Annotated in this window: 20 protein-coding genes and 1 tRNA gene; 15 read left to right on the forward strand and 6 right to left on the reverse strand. The window is 40.7% G+C overall.

What is annotated here, in order from left to right; translation table 11 throughout:
- The first annotated feature begins 23 nt into the window (after positions 1 to 23).
- The 9 genes from rpsF (at position 24) to alr (ending at position 6,221) form a co-directional block, all read left to right on the forward strand.
- Entirely contained in the window at positions 24 to 365 is a 342-nt protein-coding gene (rpsF, locus tag L641_RS0106965) for a 30S ribosomal protein S6 (protein WP_008110420.1), read from the forward strand.
- A gap of 43 nt (positions 366 to 408) precedes the next feature.
- Positions 409 to 726 (forward strand): primosomal replication protein N, encoded by a 318-nt coding sequence (gene priB / locus L641_RS0106970; RefSeq protein ID WP_008466122.1) that lies wholly within the window; start codon positions 409 to 411, stop codon positions 724 to 726.
- 12 nt (positions 727 to 738) lie between these two features.
- The gene (gene rpsR / locus L641_RS0106975; protein ID WP_002962753.1) at positions 739 to 966 is read left to right on the forward strand and encodes a 30S ribosomal protein S18; all 228 of its coding nucleotides are present in this window, start codon (positions 739 to 741) and stop codon (positions 964 to 966) included.
- Positions 967 to 1,002: 36 nt separating this feature from the next.
- Positions 1,003 to 1,455 (forward strand): 50S ribosomal protein L9, encoded by a 453-nt coding sequence (rplI, locus tag L641_RS0106980; RefSeq protein ID WP_008110407.1) that lies wholly within the window; start codon positions 1,003 to 1,005, stop codon positions 1,453 to 1,455.
- A 223-nt stretch (positions 1,456 to 1,678) separates the two neighbouring features.
- Positions 1,679 to 2,230 carry an RNA polymerase sigma factor gene (locus L641_RS0106985; protein WP_024601518.1) on the forward strand — a complete coding sequence of 184 codons (552 nt, stop codon included), beginning with the start codon at positions 1,679 to 1,681 and terminating at the stop codon, positions 2,228 to 2,230.
- Positions 2,223 to 2,702, forward strand: coding sequence for a hypothetical protein (locus tag L641_RS0106990; RefSeq protein ID WP_016900128.1), 480 nt, complete (start codon positions 2,223 to 2,225; stop codon positions 2,700 to 2,702). The genes L641_RS0106985 and L641_RS0106990 overlap by 8 nt, the downstream gene beginning before the upstream one ends.
- A 9-nt stretch (positions 2,703 to 2,711) precedes the next feature.
- Entirely contained in the window at positions 2,712 to 3,650 is a 939-nt protein-coding gene (locus tag L641_RS0106995; protein ID WP_024601519.1) for a DUF4097 family beta strand repeat-containing protein, read from the forward strand.
- Positions 3,651 to 3,762: 112 nt separating this feature from the next.
- Entirely contained in the window at positions 3,763 to 5,142 is a 1,380-nt protein-coding gene (gene dnaB, locus L641_RS0107000) for a replicative DNA helicase (protein WP_016900130.1), read from the forward strand.
- A complete protein-coding gene (alr, locus tag L641_RS0107005) occupies positions 5,142 to 6,221 on the forward strand; it encodes an alanine racemase (protein WP_016900131.1) in 1,080 nt (359 codons plus the stop codon). The genes dnaB and alr overlap by 1 nt, the downstream gene beginning before the upstream one ends.
- 70 nt (positions 6,222 to 6,291) lie before the next feature.
- Here alr and L641_RS0107010 read toward each other — a convergent pair whose 3' ends face one another.
- Positions 6,292 to 6,531, reverse strand: a complete 240-nt coding sequence (locus L641_RS0107010) for a DUF2960 domain-containing protein (protein ID WP_004588463.1) — start codon at positions 6,529 to 6,531, stop codon at positions 6,292 to 6,294.
- A gap of 100 nt (positions 6,532 to 6,631) precedes the next feature.
- On the opposite strand from L641_RS0107010, the gene L641_RS0107015 reads away from it, so the two are divergent.
- Genes L641_RS0107015 through L641_RS0107025 form a run of 3 tightly spaced genes read left to right on the forward strand, consistent with a single transcriptional unit; the run spans position 6,632 to position 8,344 of the window.
- Positions 6,632 to 6,883 carry a hypothetical protein gene (locus L641_RS0107015; RefSeq protein WP_008110382.1) on the forward strand — a complete coding sequence of 84 codons (252 nt, stop codon included), beginning with the start codon at positions 6,632 to 6,634 and terminating at the stop codon, positions 6,881 to 6,883.
- A 30-nt stretch (positions 6,884 to 6,913) separates the two neighbouring features.
- On the forward strand, positions 6,914 to 7,537 hold the full coding sequence (gene pnuC, locus L641_RS0107020; RefSeq protein WP_013464158.1) for a nicotinamide riboside transporter PnuC: 624 nt from the start codon (positions 6,914 to 6,916) through the stop codon (positions 7,535 to 7,537).
- Positions 7,538 to 7,540: 3 nt separating this feature from the next.
- Positions 7,541 to 8,344 (forward strand): phosphotransferase, encoded by an 804-nt coding sequence (locus L641_RS0107025; RefSeq protein ID WP_024601520.1) that lies wholly within the window; start codon positions 7,541 to 7,543, stop codon positions 8,342 to 8,344.
- Here L641_RS0107025 and L641_RS0107030 read toward each other — a convergent pair.
- Positions 8,341 to 8,523, reverse strand: a complete 183-nt coding sequence (locus tag L641_RS0107030) for a hypothetical protein (RefSeq protein ID WP_008110377.1) — start codon at positions 8,521 to 8,523, stop codon at positions 8,341 to 8,343. The genes L641_RS0107025 and L641_RS0107030 overlap by 4 nt on opposite strands.
- A gap of 237 nt (positions 8,524 to 8,760) precedes the next feature.
- Here L641_RS0107030 and L641_RS0107035 point away from each other — a divergent pair.
- Positions 8,761 to 8,835 (forward strand) — tRNA-Arg (locus L641_RS0107035).
- A gap of 284 nt (positions 8,836 to 9,119) precedes the next feature.
- Entirely contained in the window at positions 9,120 to 10,337 is a 1,218-nt protein-coding gene (locus L641_RS0107040; protein WP_013464161.1) for an HD domain-containing phosphohydrolase, read from the forward strand.
- Here the strand turns inward: L641_RS0107040 and L641_RS23370 are convergent.
- On the reverse strand, positions 10,297 to 10,617 hold the full coding sequence (locus L641_RS23370) for a hypothetical protein (RefSeq protein WP_076916059.1): 321 nt from the start codon (positions 10,615 to 10,617) through the stop codon (positions 10,297 to 10,299). The genes L641_RS0107040 and L641_RS23370 overlap by 41 nt on opposite strands.
- Before the next feature lie 282 nt (positions 10,618 to 10,899).
- On the opposite strand from L641_RS23370, the gene L641_RS0107050 reads away from it, so the two are divergent.
- Positions 10,900 to 12,147, forward strand: coding sequence for an outer membrane protein transport protein (locus L641_RS0107050; RefSeq protein WP_024601521.1), 1,248 nt, complete (start codon positions 10,900 to 10,902; stop codon positions 12,145 to 12,147).
- A 150-nt stretch (positions 12,148 to 12,297) separates the two neighbouring features.
- Here L641_RS0107050 and L641_RS0107055 read toward each other — a convergent pair whose 3' ends face one another.
- The 3 genes from L641_RS0107055 to pepA all read right to left on the reverse strand — a co-directional run bounded on the left by L641_RS0107055 (position 12,298) and on the right by pepA (position 17,339).
- Positions 12,298 to 15,150, reverse strand: coding sequence for a valine--tRNA ligase (locus tag L641_RS0107055; RefSeq protein WP_024601522.1), 2,853 nt, complete (start codon positions 15,148 to 15,150; stop codon positions 12,298 to 12,300).
- Between the two features lie 58 nt (positions 15,151 to 15,208).
- The gene (locus L641_RS0107060; RefSeq protein ID WP_013464165.1) at positions 15,209 to 15,655 is read right to left on the reverse strand and encodes a DNA polymerase III subunit chi; all 447 of its coding nucleotides are present in this window, start codon (positions 15,653 to 15,655) and stop codon (positions 15,209 to 15,211) included.
- 172 nt (positions 15,656 to 15,827) lie between these two features.
- The gene (gene pepA, locus L641_RS0107065; RefSeq protein ID WP_016900137.1) at positions 15,828 to 17,339 is read right to left on the reverse strand and encodes a leucyl aminopeptidase; all 1,512 of its coding nucleotides are present in this window, start codon (positions 17,337 to 17,339) and stop codon (positions 15,828 to 15,830) included.
- Positions 17,340 to 17,410: the final 71 nt, after the last annotated feature.

The raw sequence follows: 17,410 nt of genomic DNA on the forward strand, positions 1-17,410 counted from the left end.
TCTATTAACCGTAAGGAATATCCATGCGTCATTACGAAATCGTATTCATGGTTCACCCTGATCAGAGTGAGCAAGTATCTGGTATGATCGAACGTTATACTGGTTCTATCACTGAAGCTGGTGGTACTATCCACCGTCTTGAAGACTGGGGCCGTCGTCAACTGGCTTACCCAATCAACAAGCTTCATAAAGCTCATTATGTTCTTATGAACGTTGAAGCACCAACTGAAGTAATCAGCGAGCTAGAAACTACTTTCCGCTACAACGATGCAGTGCTTCGTAACTTAGTTATGCGTACTAAAAACGCTGTAACTGAAGCGTCTCCTCTTGTAAGAGAAGAGAAGAAAGAAGCACCAGCTGCTTAATTGTTTTGAGTCCTAGCATGGCACGTAGTCAGCAGTTACTATAATGGTTAGCCCATATACGAATCAGCTGGTTATATCGGGGGTTGTTTGTAAAACACCCAAGTTTAGCCAAAGCCCCGCGGGCATACCGCATTGTATTTTTGTTGTAGAACATAAATCAATGCAAGTTGAAGCAGATCTTAACCGTAATAGTTATGTGAGGCTTCAGGTAGTTGCCAGTGGTAAGCAAATGCAACAACAGACTCAACATTTGCACGTTGGGCAGGCATTGCAAGTGAGTGGTTTTTTAAATCGCCACGAAGGTCGTAACGGCCTTAGCCAATTGGTTTTGCATGCTCAGCATATAGAAAGAATTATTTGAGGAATTAATCTCATGGCACGTTATTTCAGACGTCGTAAGTTCTGCCGCTTTAAAGCGGAAGGCGTACAACAAATCGATTACAAAGATCTAGCTACTCTTAGAAACTATGTTACAGAAAGTGGCAAAATCGTACCTAGCCGTATCACAGGTACTAGCGCTAAATACCAGCGCCAGCTAGCAACTGCTATTAAGCGTGCTCGCTACTTAGCCCTTCTTCCATACACTGACTTACATAAGTAAGCAGCGGATTAACACGTTTTTAAAAGGTGTAGAAACATGCAAGTTATTCTACTAGATAAGATCGCTAACCTAGGTGGCCTAGGTGACCAGGTTGTTGTTAAATCTGGCTTCGCACGTAACTTCCTTTTCCCACAAGGTAAGGCAGTTCCTGCAACTAAAGCAAACATTGAAACGTTTGACGCACGTCGCGCAGAACTAGAAGCAAAAATCGCTGAACAGTTAACTGCAGCACAAGCACGCGCTGACAAACTTGAAGCATTAGCAGAAGTTACATTAGTATCTAAAGCTGGTGATGAAGGTAAATTATTCGGTTCAATCGGTACTCGTGACATCGCTGACGCTATCTCAGCTGTTGGTGTTGAAGTTGCTAAATCAGAAGTTCGTTTACCTCTAGGTACTATCCGTGAGACTGGCGAATTTGACGTTGCAATCGCAGTACACTCAGACGTAACAGCTACTATTAAAGTAATCGTTATTGCTGAAGCTTAATTTTTAAAATTAAGTTAAAAAAAACCGTGCTTTGCACGGTTTTTTTGTATCTAAAATTTATAACCCAAAGTAATAAATTGTTTGTTGTGGATTAAATCAAACACTTTTCTAAGTTAAACCTTTATTTTCAAAAAAAATTTTATTTCATTTAAACCTTTCTATTTCTCCTCGCGTCTAATAAGTTAAATTGCAATTATATAATTATAAACAGGAAAAATTTGCGATGTTAATGGACGCTAATCAGCCAATAACTGATCAAGTGCAGCAAATGCTTATTGATCAAGTTAAAAACGGCGACCAGTTAGCCTATAAAGCGCTCTATGACATGCATAAAGCAAAAGTTTATGGCTTATGCCTGAGGCTAATTGCCGATGAGGGGCATGCGCAAGATGCAACTCAAGAAGTATTTGTACAGGTATGGCACAAAATAGCGCAATTTGATGGGCGTTCGCAATTTTCTACCTGGCTTTACAGTGTCACCAGTAATATTGCTATTAGCTATGTGCGTAAGCAAAAACATTGGCTTAATAAAGTTATTAGCTTTGAACAAAGCGGTATGGATGAGCAATCTGCAAATGACTGCAATGGCTTAAATAGCTTAGATAAATTAATCGTTAGGCTGCCTGAGCGCGCAAGAATGGTATTTGTACTGTATGCCGTTGAAGGTTATAGGCATGAAGAAATAGCAACCTTGCTAGGCATGGCTGTAGGCTCTAGTAAGGCGCAATATCATCGTGCAAGGCAATTATTAAAACAGTGGTACGAAAATGAGTAAAACAAATTTTGATGACTACTTAAATGAGTCGCTAACACAATTAAATAAAAATATAACACCCGATAAAGAGCTCTGGGATGGGATTGAGCGCGCCATAATGACTAATAAGCAGGCAAGTACAGTTAAGAGTGTAGTTTGGCCGAAGCTAACTGCTATTGCGGCATGTTGTGTGGCTGCTTTGGTTAGCACTATGGTGTTTTTTACATCTCCAGAGACAAATACCGCTGTGGCGATGAGTGATTTTTTTACTAAGCAAAAACAAAGTTTACTTGTTCAATACCAAAGCCAAGCGGCACTAACAGATAACTGGCAAGTGCAGCTACAAGAACTTGAAGATGCTGAGCAGGCTATAAAGCAAACACTTGAAAATGAACCACAAAATAAGGCGCTACTGTCTATGTTAGCGCAAGTATATCAACAACAGCTCGACTTAATTAACAAGGTGCATGCACCGCGTTGGCAACAAATCTAGGAGAAATAAATGAAAGCAATAATACTTGGAATCGCTTTATTACCAATGGCTGTATTTGCCGGTGAAAAAATAGAACAACAAATTGAAGTACCAAACGGTGGCGTTATTCATATAGAAAATCAGCGCGGCAATGTAAATATTATGGGCTGGGAGAAAAATCAATTTAAAGTGAGCGGCGAGCTTGATGATAAAGCACAAGGCTACACTCTTAAAACACAGGGTAATAAAACTCAGTTTATTGTAAAAATGCCTGATCTTTCAAACTGGGATAATAACAATAATGGCTCAACGCTAACTATTTTCATGCCGCAAAGCAGTGCGCTGGAGTATGTTGGGGTTAACGCTTCGGTAACTGCAAAAGAGTTAAAAAGAGGCACTGAAATTGATGTAGTCAATGGCGCCATTACAGTAAATGATCTTAACGGCGATATTAAGCTTACTAGTGTTAACGGTGACATCAACGCAAAAAACCTCAGTGGTAAAGTGCAATTTGAAACTGTAAATGGCGCAATTGATGATCAGCAATCTAACGGAGAAGTTCGTTTTAATGCGGTTAATGGGAATATAAAATCAAACTCGACTGCCAATGATATTCGCTTAGAAAACGTAAACGGTGATATCAATCTTACCTTCGATGCAATCAAAGAGTTACAAATAAGCACTGTAAATGGCGAAGTTGAAGTGCGTATTAATCGCCTTTTAAGTGATGCTGATGTAAGTTTTGAATCTGTAAGTGGCAATGCTGAGTTTTACTTTCCAGCTGATTTATCGGCACAATTTGAAGTGCAAGCCCATGCCGGCGGTAAAATTGACAACCAGCTAACGAGCGACCAAGTGCAAAAAGCCAAATATGGCCCAGCAAGTGGAATTAAGTTTAATACTAATGGCACCGATGCCAGTGTAGAAATGAATACCATAAGTGGGACGATTGGACTTAAGCGTCAATAATCATCCATTTTATTTTAAGTTACAAAAAGCAGGAAAGATTTCCTGCTTTGCTATTTGCACAGCCCCGCCAAGTCGATAGAATAGAGCCATTCAATTTTAGTACTGTGAAGTTATGGCCAAACCAGATAAGCAAGTCGACACTCTTAAAGTTCCTCCCCATTCAATAGAAGCTGAACAATCTGTTTTAGGTGGTTTAATGCTTGATAATCAAGCATTTGATCGCGTAGCTGAACTTGTTGTGTCACAGGACTTTTATACCCGTACCCATAAGCTTATTTTTGAGGCAATGACAGCACTGGCTGAAATTGGCGATCCGATTGATTTAATTACTATTTCTGAAAGTTTAGAAAAAAATAATCAGCTTTCAGGGATTGGTGGCTTTGCGTATTTAGCCGAAATAGCTAAAAACACCCCAAGTGCTGCTAATATTGATGCTTACGCTAGCATTGTACGCGAGCGTGCAGTTGTGCGTGAAATGATTGGTGTCGCCAATGAAATTGCTGAGGCAGGCTTTAACCCAGAAGGGCGCACAAGTCACGATTTACTCGACTTTGCTGAGAGCAAAGTATTTAAAATTGCTGAGCAACGTACAAAAAGTAGTGATGGCCCGCAAAGCATTCACAACATACTTGAAAAAACCGTTGATAAAATAGAAGAGCTTTATCAATCGCCACAAGATGGTGTTACCGGTGTAAGCACAGGTTACGCTGATTTAGATAAAATGACGACTGGTCTGCAGCCCTCAGATTTAATTATTGTAGCAGCACGTCCATCGATGGGTAAAACTACCTTTGCGATGAACCTTGCTGAGCATGCAGCAATGACCCAAGACAAGCCTGTACTTATCTACTCACTAGAGATGCCCTCTGAACAAATTATGATGAGGATGCTGGCGTCCCTTGGCCGAATTAACCAAACCAAAGTACGTACTGGTCAGCTAGATGACGATGACTGGGCGCGCCTTTCATCAACCATGGGGTTACTCATGGAAAAAGGCAAAATGTATGTTGATGACGCCTCAGGCTTAACACCCACTGATGTACGTTCACGTGCACGTCGTATTGCCCGCGATCATGGTGGTATTAGTATGATCATGGTCGATTACCTACAATTAATGCGCGTACCTAGCTTGTCAGATAATCGTACCTTAGAAATTGCCGAAATTTCACGTTCACTTAAAGCATTAGCAAAAGAATTACAGTGTCCGGTTGTTGCACTATCGCAGCTTAACCGTACCCTAGAGCAACGTGCTGATAAACGCCCAATTAACTCAGATTTGCGTGAGTCGGGCTCTATTGAGCAAGATGCCGATTTAATCATGTTTATTTATCGTGACGAAGTATACAACGAAGACAGTACTGATAAAGGTGTTGCAGAAATTATCATCGGTAAACAGCGTAACGGTCCGATTGGTAAAGTGCGCCTAACCTTCCAAGGTCAATTCTCTCGCTTTGATAATTACGCGGGGCCTGCTGTAGATGATGATTACTAATGCGCTTAGCTATTGCCGAAATTAACTTACAAGCACTTGCTCATAATTTAGCGCAAGTGCGACAGTTTGCGCCTAACAGTAAAGTTATGGCGGTATTAAAAGCCAATGCTTATGGCCATGGTTTAGTTAAAATAGCGCAGCACCTTAATGATGCCGACGCATTTGCAGTGGCACGAATAGATGAAGCGCTCGCACTTCGAGCAGGCGGGCTGACCAAGCCTATTGTGTTGTTGGAAGGTTTTTTCCATCAAGATGACTTGCCGATTTTATTAGCCAATAACTTTCAAACCATAATCCATGATGAAAACCAGCTCAGAGCACTTGAAAATGCAAAGCTCGATGCACCAATCAGTTGCTGGTTAAAAATCAATACGGGTATGCATCGTTTAGGGGTTGCACCAACGCAATTGAATGATTTTTATCAGCGCTTGCAAGCGACTAATAACGCTAAAGATACAATCAATTTAATGACGCACTTTTCCAGTGCCGATGATGTTAATGATCCCAAAACAGCTGAGCAAATTGCTTTGTTTGATTCATTAGTGCAAGGCAAACAACAAGCACATTGTTTAGCAAATTCGGCCGGTATTATTGCTTGGCCTGCCGGTCATGGCGAGTGGGTGCGTCCAGGCTTGATGATGTATGGTGTATCACCAATGCTTAACACTTCAGGCAAAGATCATCAGCTTAAGCCGGTGATGCGCTTAACCACTAAGGTTATTGCAATTCGCGATGTTGATGCTGCGCAAGGTGTTGGTTATGGTGGTAGTTGGCAAAGTGCTCAGCCGACTAAGCTTGCAGTGGTTGCTATGGGCTATGGTGATGGTTATCCGCGTCATGCTAAACATGGTACCCCAGTAGTGATTGCTGGCAAACGTTATGGTATTGCTGGCAACATCTCTATGGATATGATCAGTGTTGATATTGGTGAAAATGCTGATGGCATCAAAGTCGGCGATGAGGTAGTAATGTGGGGCCCTGAGTTGCCGGTAGAAGAAATTGCACAATGTGCTGATACTATATCTTACGAGTTATTGTGTAATATTACACCGCGCGTAAGTTATGAGTACCAGCGCTAATATTTATTTTAAAAATACCCATTAAGTTTACATTGCTAGAATGATCGTGATGCTCACTTAATCGGTATCGTTACTCTTTTATAAAGTAAATATCGCTAAAGCCCATGCGAGCAAATTCTTGATCACGAAAGTTACGCACTGCCGATGACCCTTTAGAGGTCATTTCAATTTGGCGTACCATGTTTAAGTAGTTAGTTAAATCGATACCTTCGGCAGCCGCAATAGCCTGATACATATCGTGGTATTTATCTTTGGCGAAGTTAATTTCGCGCGGTTGATTTTTAAAAGTGTAGGTAATTCTGCGTGCCATAATGAGCTCATTTAAGTTGAGTGTTAGTGTAATTTTACACTGTATTTAAGTTGCGTTGAATGATTAGTTGAAATCAAATAATTAAAAAGGTGAGTTTGAAATGAAGTTATCAGTAGAGATCAGTAAATACCCGCTCCACCAAGATTACATTCCTTTTATTAAAGGCTTTATCGACAGAGTTAATGCCTACGAAGAACTCAAAGTGATCACTAATACGATGTCGACCCAAATATTTGGTGATTATGATCTAGTTATGCAAGTGATCAGCACAGAAATTAAACATTCATATGAGCAATTTGGTAAAGCTATATTTGTGTGTAAATTTATTTCGGGCGATTTATCTCCCGAATAACCTCTTAACAAACACGGTCGTTTTATAATGATGGATTTTGTAACGCAAATACTCAGTGGTTTTACTGCTATGTCGCATTGGGAATATATTGCGGTTGCTTTGTCGATGGCGTATTTATTACTGGCCATTAAAGAGAACTTATGGTGCTGGCCTGCGGCTTTTTTTAGTACGCTTATTTATACCATTATGTATTGGAATGGCGCGCTGCTAATGGAGTCGTTACTAAACTTTTATTATATGTATATGGCGGTGTTTGGTTGGGTCGTGTGGCGCAAAGGCAAGGCTAATCAAGCGCAGCGACTAATTACATCCTGGCCGGTAAACCGACATATTATTTTAATTGTACTGACTACATTAGTGTCATTAGCAATTGGCTATGTAATGCAAAACTATACGCATGCAGATTTTGCGTATCTTGATAGTTTCACAACTTGCTTTGCTGTGGTTACTACGTATCTGGTAGCTAAAAAAGTACTAGAAAATTGGCTCTATTGGATAGTCATTGATGCGGCCTCTATGTATTTGTACTATGAAAAAGGCTATTACCCAACCCTTGTTTTATTTGTATTTTATACCGTTATGGCAGCATGGGGATTTAAAACGTGGTACGAAGAATACGAGCAAAGCCAAGCCAAGCCCATGGCGCAACTTTAATCTATGAACCCGCACTCTCAGTTAGTTAATATTTGTAGCGCGTTTTTAGTACCGAGCACAATAACCTCAACAGAGTATTTGGTTAACGGTTTAAGCAACGATAACTTTTTGATCCGTACTGACAGCCAAGCTTATTTATTAAAGTGTTATAAAGCGTATTGGCCACAAGTAGGGTTACATGCCCAATATGAGCTCAGTAAACAACAAGTTTGCTCTGCTCCCATCTGGCTTGATAAGCAAAATAAGCGCGCAGCTTTTAACTATATTGATGGCGACGTCGCTCAGTCTTATTTGGCGATGCCGCTACTGACTAAACTTGTTAAGCTTCATGCGTATACAACTAATAATGAGGCAATGAATATAGCTTTGGAATTGCAAGCCTATCAGCATTTATTAGTGTTTAAACAGTATGAAAAGCTCATAAACAAGACATTAAAAAGCATAGCCAACATGCCCGTAGATAGCGGCTTTTGCCATAACGACTTAGTCAAAGAAAATATCGTGGTAAACCCGCAAGGCGTTTATTTAATCGATTTTGAGTATGCTCAAACAAATGATGTGTATTTTGATCTTGCTGCGTTAGCGGTTAGTTTTAAATTAGATGCTTCAGGCAAGCAGGCTCTGCTTAACAATTACAAAACGCACACCCTATCAGAACAATTTTATTTATCTATGCATAAACTCAATTGCTATCAGTTAGTTTACTTACTGTTATGTATAGGTTGGTATGAGCAACGCGCTATAAACAATCAGGTTGTTGTATTGCGCGCGCAACTGGACGAGCTTATTGCTTTAATGGAGGGTTAAAGTCCGCCAAAGCGTTCCGCAAGCTCTTTGTATTTTGCTACTTCATCAGCGTCAAATTGCATTTCGCCGTTATCATCTTCTGATTTAGCGATTAATAGGCTTTCTCGAGCAAGGCGTTTAACGCGCTCTGCTTTTACACCTAAAAATTCAGCAACTTGCTCTGTTGACATTAACTTCATAATTACTTCCTCGTGTTTAATCTTTCCGTTCAGTGACAATAATAGATAATATGTGTCTAAAGCGTTACTGTTTTTTTATAGAATATAAACAAATAGCGCTTTTTTTACCTTTTGTGAAGTGATTAGTTTAAATTATAGACATGTAAACTAATCATGCTGGCATTTATACAAAGATGCCTTTATTATTGCGCATGCTAAAGCATTGATATCGCGAGTTGATGTGGCGGCAACAAATGTGCTCTCGTGGTGAAATGGATATCACGTGGCCCTCCGGAGGCTGAGTTGTAGGTTCGATCCCTACCGAGAGCGCCATTTGCGTTTAAAGTATCATTTCCTGTTTCTTCCTCAAAATACCTACAATTATTTAAATTAGTCCGCTGCCTTACATTATTTAATTTTCGATAATAAAATATGTAGCAATCTATTTTATACCTTTAGGCGTATATTCATTGCTGAGCTTATGGTTTATTCTTGCTAGTGCGTATAATTATTGATGTTAATCATTTATTATTACCCTGAACTCAAAAGCTAGACTTTTATAGCTAAATAATGCTATTTAAAGTATATATTCATTAATTATAGAAACCCTCATTTTTATGCTAATCACCTTACCTATATCAGAACTCGTTCCAGGCATGTACGTAAATAGCGTTACTAAGCAGCAGGAGAGTGTGGATGGCATAAAAATTAAAACCAGTGGTTTGGTTCGTGATAAATCAATCATTCAGCGTTTAATTACCGAAGGGGTGCTTGAGCTTCTCATCGACTTTACAAAAAGTGATGTCGCCGTACCAGCTAAATACAAAGAAAAACAAAAACCACAAGCTCCTGTAGCTAAGCAAGATAAGCCAGTTAAGGCAAAGGTTGCTATAAGCTTAGAGCAAGAGTTTGCAAAAGCCAGTGTGAGTTATGATGCGCACAACAGAAAACTACAAAGTATTTTTGGTGACTTAACATCAGGTTTGTCACTTAATATTGAAGCGCTCAATGAAATAAGTAATGAAATAGTGAGCTCTGTATTTCGTAATGAACACGCTATGACTATTTTAACTCGGATCAAAGATAAGCACAGTTACAACTGGCGTCATATGATCAACTGCACCATTTTTACAGCGGTGTTTGCTAAATACTTAGGTTATAAACGCGCTGTTGTGCAAGAGCTTGCAATGGGGGCTTTAATGCATGACTTAGGTCAGGCTAAGTTACCGCAAGGGATATTTTCCAAACCTGGAAAAGTCACGGGTAACGAAATGACGGCAATAAAAAAGCATGTCGCACAAAGCTTAGGATTGTTAAAAGGCGGAAAAGGTATTACGCCTTTAATGCTTGATATGATTGTAAATCATCATGAGCGTCTTGATGGTTCAGGCTATCCAAGAGGTGTAGATGGAAGCAAATTAAGCCGCCCAGCTCGGATCATTGCTATTGTAGACGTATACGATGCATTGACAGCAGATAGACCGCATCAAGAGGGTGATGAGCCAATTAATGCGCTTCGCTATTTGTTGGCTAACAAACAGCTGTTTGATGCAGAGTTAGTACAGTTATTTATTAAGTGTTTAGGTGTACACCCAGTAGGAACTATTGTTAAGTTAACTAATGAGCGTTTGGCGTTGGTGCTAGAGGGCAATCATTCAAACCCTATCAAACCTAAAGTGAAGCTTTTTTACAACGCTAAGCATAACCATCATGTTACCGCAAAAGATATAGATTTAAGCTTAAATAATAACGAGATAAAAATACAGGCAAGTGTTAAACCCGCTGATTATAAGATTAATTTGCCTCGGCTTTTAAAAGAGCATTTACTGCTTTAGCGTTGCATCTTCTTTTTTCGTTTGTTTTAACAGAAATATACCCACCCAAAAAGCAACTCCCCATCAGCGTTAACCACAATAGTGTGCCTAATTCTACATGTAATGCTAAGCAGCAAAAACCTAAAGCAATAAGCGCCATGGCAATGGCTGCGAGCCAATATTGATTGACTGGATTGTCACATTTTCCAGCACGCGTACACGCGCAATAATTTGCCTTATAAAAGAAATAGACACTAATGCCGCAAAAAATAAGCCCAGCAAGAATAAGCAAAATGATCACAGTTTTCTCCCTTTGTGATTTTATTTGCAGTGTAAATTGCAAAGTATTTCAAGTCAATGCAAATAAGAATTAATCTCATTAGAGTATATACTCTAATACCACACTTCTTGTCCGATGAGTTTTAAATAGTTGTTAAATTGTCGTTAAAAAACGTGTTTTTTGGCCTTTTTTAACGTTTTAGTAAGGTTTTTTATAAAAAATTAAGGTAGGGTACGCAGGTTTGAAACTCTAATAACAACACACATAGCTATCCAAACAGTAAGTTTGGCTAAGGACACAACAATGAAATTTACTAAAACTCTTATTGCGGCATCGCTGGCATTTGTTTCAGCTGATACTTTTGCAGCGGCTTTTCAGCTTGCTGAGCAAAACGTATCTGGTTTAGGTCGTGCATACGCAGGTGAAGCATCTGTAGCAGACGATGCGTCTGTGGTTGCACGTAACCCAGCATTAATGACGTTGTTTAAAGAGAAGCAACTTAGTGTTGCAGCTATGGCTGTCATTCCTGATGTGAGCCTTGAAGGTACAGGTACAAATAACGGCATACCTGCTAGTGCATTAAACGATGACAGCATCGCACCAAGCGCGATTATTCCAGCGGGTTATTTCACTATGCCAGTAAACGATAAAGTATCGGTTGGTTTTGGTGCTTTTTCTAACTTTGGTCTAGCGACTGAATTTAATGATGATTACGTAGCTGGCCAAATTGCCGGTGAAACTGAAATTGTTACTGTAAACATGAACGCAAGTGTTGCATATAAAGTATCAGAGCAGTTTAGCTTTGGTATTGGTTTAAACTACATTTATGCTGATGCGACGATAGTACGTAAAGTGGGTGTAAATACACAAATTCCATTCTCAACAAACGTAGTTGACCTAGAGGGTGATGATACTGGTTACGGCTTAAACGTCGGCCTAATGTATCAATTAGATGAAAATAGCCGTTTTGGTTTTAACTACCGTACAGAAACAGATATTACTTTTGAAGGAACATTCTCAAGTCCGGCTCAGTCTATACCAGTTCTTCCTGGGTCAGTAGAAATTACATTACCAGCAATTGCTGAGTTCTCAGGCTCTCATCAGTTAGACGAGAAACTAGGCGTTCACTACAGCGTATTATGGACAGGTTGGAGCAGCTTTGATTCATTAGAAGCACAAGTAACAATGCCTACAGGTGACAAGTTTATTGCATTTGAAAAAACAGAAGACTTCTCTGATGCAATGCGTTACTCAATCGGTGCTGATTACCAGTACAGCGAAAACTTAATGCTTCGTGCCGGGTTTGCGTTTGATGAGTCGCCAGTATCACAACAGCATTTATCAATTTCTATTCCTGATACAGACCGTTTTTGGTTCTCGTTCGGTGGTAACTACGTGATTGATAAAAACTCAAACGTTGATTTAGGTGTGAGTGTATTACGTGGTAAGACACAAAACTTTACTGAAACTGATGATTCAGGCAGCGCGTGGTCTTTTGAATCAAAAGGTCATGCCGTACTTATTGGTGCTCAGTATAACTACACGTTCTAATTCTGCCTAGAGTCTAGAGTCTAGAGTCTAGAGTCTAGAGCCCAGAGCCTAGACACAAAAAAGCCGCTTACTTCAAATGAAGTAAGCAGCTTTTTTTATACTTATAAATTAACTGTTTACGAATGGTATAAGCCATCCGTAACGGTTTAATTATAAGCTTTCAATCTTAGTTTTTTGCTCAAGTAGCTTAGTTTTAGCATCTGTAAATTCAGCAAGTTTAGCATTTTCTTTAGCCAGTACTGCTTCAGGTGCGTTGTTAACAAACTTTTCGTTAGCGAGTTTGTTTTGCACTTGGGCTAGCCCTTTTTCTGCTTTTTCAAGTTGCTTGTTAATTCGTGCAAGCTCGGCTTCAACGTCAATTAAGCCCGCCATTGGGATCATAATCTCAAGGTTGCCAACATAAGAGGTCGTACACGCTGGAGCATCGTCTTTGTTTTCAAGCAGGGTAAACGCTTCAAGCTTAGCTAATGACGCTAGGAATGATTCATTCTCGTTTATACGGCGCACATCATCGCTTGATGCGTTAGCCAGTAAAACGCTAAGTGGTTTACTTGGGCTGATATCCATTTCACCACGGATATTACGAATTGCTAAAATGAATTGCTTAACCCACTCTAAATCGTCCATTGCTTGTGCATCAACATTGGCTTGGTTATAAACAGGGAAACCCTGAACCATAATACTGGTACCCGCTGTTTCAAGGCCAGCAAGTGGTGCAACACGTTGCCAAATCGTTTCAGTGATGTAAGGCATCATTGGGTGCATTAAGCGTAATAAGCTTTCAAGTACGGTAATAAGGGTATGACGTGTACCGCGCTGCTGTGCTTCATTGCCTTTAAATAATACCGGCTTAGTCAGCTCTAAGTACCAATCACAGAACTGATTCCAGGTGAATTCATAAAGCGTGTTCGCCGCTAAATCAAAACGGTAGTTATCAAGGTGCTCGGTGTAGGTTTTAACCGTTGCTTCATATTGGCCTAAAATCCAACGATCAGCTAACGAGTACTGTTTTTCACTGTCGTTAAAGCCACAGTCTTGCTCTTCTGTGTTCATTAATACGTAACGGCTTGCGTTCCATAATTTATTACAGAAGTTACGGTAACCTTCAAGACGGTTCATATCCCAGTTGATATCACGACCGGTTGATGCCATTGCAGCTAAGGTAAAGCGTAGTGCGTCGGTACCGTGTGCTTCAATACCGTTTGCAAATACTTTGCGGGTATCTTTTTCAATTTTAGCGGCAAGTTTAGGCTGCATCATGTTACCAGTACGCTTTTGTACTAAGTCTTCAAGGCCAATGCCGTCAATCATGTCTAGTGGGTCAAGTACGTTACCTTTTGACTTCGACATTTTATCGCCATTATCGTCACGTATTAGGCCAGTTACATAAACCGTTTTGAATGGCACTTGTGGTTTGCCATTTTCATCTTTTATAAAATGCAGCGTCATCATGATCATACGCGCGACCCAGAAGAAAATAATATCAAAACCGGTTACCAACACGTCAGACGGGTGGAAGGTTTTTAAGTCATCAGTATTCTCTGGCCAACCTTGAGTTGAGAATGTCCAAAGTGCAGATGAAAACCAGGTATCAAGAACGTCTTCGTCTTGGCTAAGTGCTACGCTATCTGCAATGTTGTTATCGCGGCGAACTTCCGCTTCATCACGGCCTACGTATACGTTACCTTCGCTGTCGTACCAAGCTGGAATACGGTGACCCCACCAAAGCTGACGTGAAATACACCAATCTTGTACGTCGTTCATCCACGAAAAGTACATGTTTTCGTATTGCTTAGGTACAAACTGAATGTCACCATTTTTAACTGCGTCTTTTGCAGGCTCTGCAAGTGGTGCAACACGTACATACCATTGGTCAGTAAGTAGTGGTTCAATAACAACACCTGAGCGATCTCCGTAAGGAACGGTTAAGCCATGGTCTTCAATTTTTTCAAGTAGGCCTAGCTCTTCAAATTCAGCAACAATCACTTTACGTGCGTCAAAACGGTCAAGGCCATGCAGGCGCTCAGGAATAGGCGCGTCAAATTCAAGTTCTTTACCATCAAAGGTGTATGTTTCACCTTGAGTTAAAATAGCCGCGTCTTTATCGAAGATATTAATCATCGGCATTTGATGACGTTTACCTACTTCGTTATCGTTAAAGTCGTGCGCAGGGGTGATTTTTACACAGCCTGTACCTTTGTCTTTATCGGCATGTTCATCGGCAACAATTTTAATACGACGATTAACAATCGGTAGTAAAATCTCTTTACCGATTAGGTCTTGATAGCGCTCGTCATCTGGGTTTACTGCAACACCTGAGTCACCCAGCATGGTTTCTGGGCGCGTGGTTGCAACAACAATGTAGTCTTTACCGTCTTGTGTCGTTACACCATCAGCAAGTGGGTAACGTAAGTTCCACATGTGACCTTGCTTGTCTTTGTTTTCAACTTCAAGATCAGAAATCGCAGTGTGTAATTTTGGATCCCAGTTTACTAGGCGTTTACCACGGTAAATTAGGTTTTCTTTATGAAGGCGTACAAATACTTCTTTAACAGCTTCTGATAGGCCATCGTCCATGGTAAAGCGTTCACGGTCCCAATCAACAGAAGCACCAAGGCGACGAAGTTGTTTTGTAATCGTGCCACCAGACTCGTTTTTCCATTCCCAAATTTTATCGATGAATGCATCACGGCCTAAATCGTGGCGTGTTTTACCTTCTTCTGCCGCAAGCTTACGCTCTACTAGCATTTGTGTGGCAATACCTGCGTGGTCAGTACCTACTTGCCACAACGTATTGTTACCTTGCATACGTTTAAAGCGCGTTAAGGTATCCATGATAGTATCTTGGAAAGCGTGGCCCATGTGTAAGCTACCCGTGACATTTGGCGGCGGGATCATAATTGAATATGGGGTGCCTTGGCCAGATGGCTTAAAGTAGCCTTTTTGTTCCCAGTCTTGATAGAGAGACTGTTCAATATCTTGCGGATTGTAGGTTTTATCCATTACACAGAACCTTAAATAAGTACTTAAATGAGTTAGTTAGCTTTGTACGCAGTGAGCGTTAGCGATTAATATCTTGCGTGGTGATATTGGCACCGAGTTGGCGTAGTTTTTTAAAGCGCTCACGAGCGGCTTGTTTGGCTACGGGCTCTACGGGTACAAAATCAAAAACTTGGTTAAACCGACGAATAAAATCCGGTAAGTGATTGGCCAAGTTAATTAATACTTTACGATTACCAACGGGTGGTGTTGTGCCTATTTCTACAGGTGCGCCGCCTTTTGGGCCTTCGCCTTGTAAATTGTGAGGTACAAAACTGTCGGCATCAAATGTCCAAATAGTTTCGTCAATGCTGTTGGCGGTTTCTTCGCTATCTACAAAAATAAATACGCGTTGACCAAGCCGATACTGTTGCCCAGCTATTTGAGCTGCTAAAGCAAAGTGATCATCGGCTTTAGCTAATGACTCATCTTGTTGCTTTAAAATGAAAAACTGGGCATTCATGTTCATTGTATCGGGATTTCCCATGACATTGATTGTGCTGTTATTAAATACACACAAATTAAGAAGGGGATTTTGCCATATAACGGGGTTTGCTTCAATTAATACCCAATAAATAAGGCGCTTTAAAAGCGCCTTATTTTATACTCTACATTGAGCTGTGAAGCCCTGTGTTGGTTTGTTAGTCGTGAGTTGCTTCGCTAATACCAGCTCGGTTTAATAAATACTGAGTCAGCATAGGAACAGGACGACCTGTTGCGCCTTTTTTAGCGCCGCTGCGCCATGCAGTACCGGCAATATCTAAATGAGCCCAGTTATACTTTTTAGTAAATTTAGATAAGAAACAGGCCGCGGTAATAGTACCTGCAGCGCGCCCACCTAAATTAGTAAAGTCGGCAAACGGGCTTTCAAGTTGATCTTGATAATCATCCCATAATGGCAGTTGCCATGCACGATCGCCACTTTGCTCAGACGCTTTTAATAAATCATGCGCCAGTGGATTATGATTAGCTAATAAACCCGTAGCATGGGCACCTAAAGCGACAATACACGCACCGGTTAAGGTTGCAACATCAATCACGGTTTCAGGCTCAAAACGTTCAACATAGGTCAGCGCATCACATAATACTAAACGGCCTTCGGCATCGGTGTTAAGTACTTCTACCGTTTGCCCAGACATAGTTGTTAGTATGTCTCCTGGGCGATAGGCGTTTGAGCTTGGCATGTTTTCACAGCCGGCTAAAACACCAATTACGTTTATAGGTAGCTGCATTTGTGCAAGTGAGCGCATAGCGCCAATAACACCAGCTGCGCCCCCCATGTCGTATTTCATTTCATCCATGCCTTCGCCTGGTTTTAATGAAATACCGCCTGAGTCAAAGGTTAAGCCTTTACCAACGAGAACGATAGGCGCTTGGTCATCGCCTGCGCCTTTGTAGTTAATTACCGACATAACTGATTCGTTATCGCTGCCACGACCTACTGCTAGGTATGAGTTCATTCCTAGTTCGGCCATTTTATCTTCGCCAATTAGCTCAACAGTGATGTTATCAAAATTAGCTTCCAGTTCTTTGGCTTGCTCGCCAAGGTACGCTGGATTACAAATATTAGGCGGCATATTAGCAACGTCTTTACACAGCTTACTACCTGCTGCAATCGCTAAACCATGCTCAATGGCACTTTCGCCTATAGTAAGTTCACGGCGAGTAGGGACGTTAAATACCATTTTACGTAGTGGGCGGCGAGGGTCTACTTTTTTACTTTTCAGCTGATTAAAGGTGTAAAGGCAATCTTGTGTTGTTTCCACCGCTTGACGTACTTTCCAATAGGTATCACGCCCTTTAACATGTTGTTCAGTTAAAAAGCACACGGCCTCCATTGAACCCGTTTCGTTTAGCGTGTTGATAGTTTTAGAAATAATTTGCTTATATTGTTTATCGTCAAGCTCGCGTTCTTTACCGCAGCCAACAAGTAAAATACGTTCGCTTAAAATATTGGGCACATGATGCAATAGTAGTACTTGTCCTGGCTTACCTTCTAAGTCGCCACGGCGTAATAAATTAGAGATATAACCATCGCTAATTTTATCAAGTTGTTCACCAATGGGGGATAACCTGCGTGGTTCATATACACCCACAACAATACACGCACTGCGTTGTTTTTCTGGGCTACCACTTTTTACGTTGAATTCCATTGTCACTCCTGATTTTGAGTCATCTATAGAAGCTAAATTGGGACTAAAAATGTGTTTTCTAGTCTTTTTAC

This window comes from Pseudoalteromonas sp. TB41 (genome assembly GCF_000497975.1).
GTDB classification, from domain to species: Bacteria; Pseudomonadota; Gammaproteobacteria; order Enterobacterales; family Alteromonadaceae; genus Pseudoalteromonas; species Pseudoalteromonas tetraodonis.

What these genes read in the sequence shown, in the direction of transcription:
- priB (WP_008466122.1), top strand. Translation starts at nt 409, where the DNA reads ATGGTTAGCCCATATACGAATCAGCTGGTTATATCGGGGGTTGTTTGT.
- dnaB (WP_016900130.1), top strand. Translation starts at nt 3,763, where the DNA reads ATGGCCAAACCAGATAAGCAAGTCGACACTCTTAAAGTTCCTCCCCAT.
- alr (WP_016900131.1), top strand. Translation starts at nt 5,142, where the DNA reads ATGCGCTTAGCTATTGCCGAAATTAACTTACAAGCACTTGCTCATAAT.
- rpsR (WP_002962753.1), top strand. Translation starts at nt 739, where the DNA reads ATGGCACGTTATTTCAGACGTCGTAAGTTCTGCCGCTTTAAAGCGGAA.
- rplI (WP_008110407.1), top strand. Translation starts at nt 1,003, where the DNA reads ATGCAAGTTATTCTACTAGATAAGATCGCTAACCTAGGTGGCCTAGGT.
- L641_RS0107010 (WP_004588463.1), bottom strand. Translation starts at nt 6,531, where the DNA reads ATGGCACGCAGAATTACCTACACTTTTAAAAATCAACCGCGCGAAATT.
- L641_RS0107055 (WP_024601522.1), bottom strand. Translation starts at nt 15,150, where the DNA reads ATGGATAAAACCTACAATCCGCAAGATATTGAACAGTCTCTCTATCAA.
- L641_RS0107025 (WP_024601520.1), top strand. Translation starts at nt 7,541, where the DNA reads ATGAACCCGCACTCTCAGTTAGTTAATATTTGTAGCGCGTTTTTAGTA.
- pnuC (WP_013464158.1), top strand. Translation starts at nt 6,914, where the DNA reads ATGGATTTTGTAACGCAAATACTCAGTGGTTTTACTGCTATGTCGCAT.
- L641_RS0106990 (WP_016900128.1), top strand. Translation starts at nt 2,223, where the DNA reads ATGAGTAAAACAAATTTTGATGACTACTTAAATGAGTCGCTAACACAA.
- L641_RS0106985 (WP_024601518.1), top strand. Translation starts at nt 1,679, where the DNA reads ATGTTAATGGACGCTAATCAGCCAATAACTGATCAAGTGCAGCAAATG.
- L641_RS0107015 (WP_008110382.1), top strand. Translation starts at nt 6,632, where the DNA reads ATGAAGTTATCAGTAGAGATCAGTAAATACCCGCTCCACCAAGATTAC.
- pepA (WP_016900137.1), bottom strand. Translation starts at nt 17,339, where the DNA reads ATGGAATTCAACGTAAAAAGTGGTAGCCCAGAAAAACAACGCAGTGCG.
- L641_RS0107030 (WP_008110377.1), bottom strand. Translation starts at nt 8,523, where the DNA reads ATGAAGTTAATGTCAACAGAGCAAGTTGCTGAATTTTTAGGTGTAAAA.
- L641_RS0106995 (WP_024601519.1), top strand. Translation starts at nt 2,712, where the DNA reads ATGAAAGCAATAATACTTGGAATCGCTTTATTACCAATGGCTGTATTT.
- L641_RS0107040 (WP_013464161.1), top strand. Translation starts at nt 9,120, where the DNA reads ATGCTAATCACCTTACCTATATCAGAACTCGTTCCAGGCATGTACGTA.
- L641_RS0107050 (WP_024601521.1), top strand. Translation starts at nt 10,900, where the DNA reads ATGAAATTTACTAAAACTCTTATTGCGGCATCGCTGGCATTTGTTTCA.
- rpsF (WP_008110420.1), top strand. Translation starts at nt 24, where the DNA reads ATGCGTCATTACGAAATCGTATTCATGGTTCACCCTGATCAGAGTGAG.
- L641_RS0107060 (WP_013464165.1), bottom strand. Translation starts at nt 15,655, where the DNA reads ATGAACATGAATGCCCAGTTTTTCATTTTAAAGCAACAAGATGAGTCA.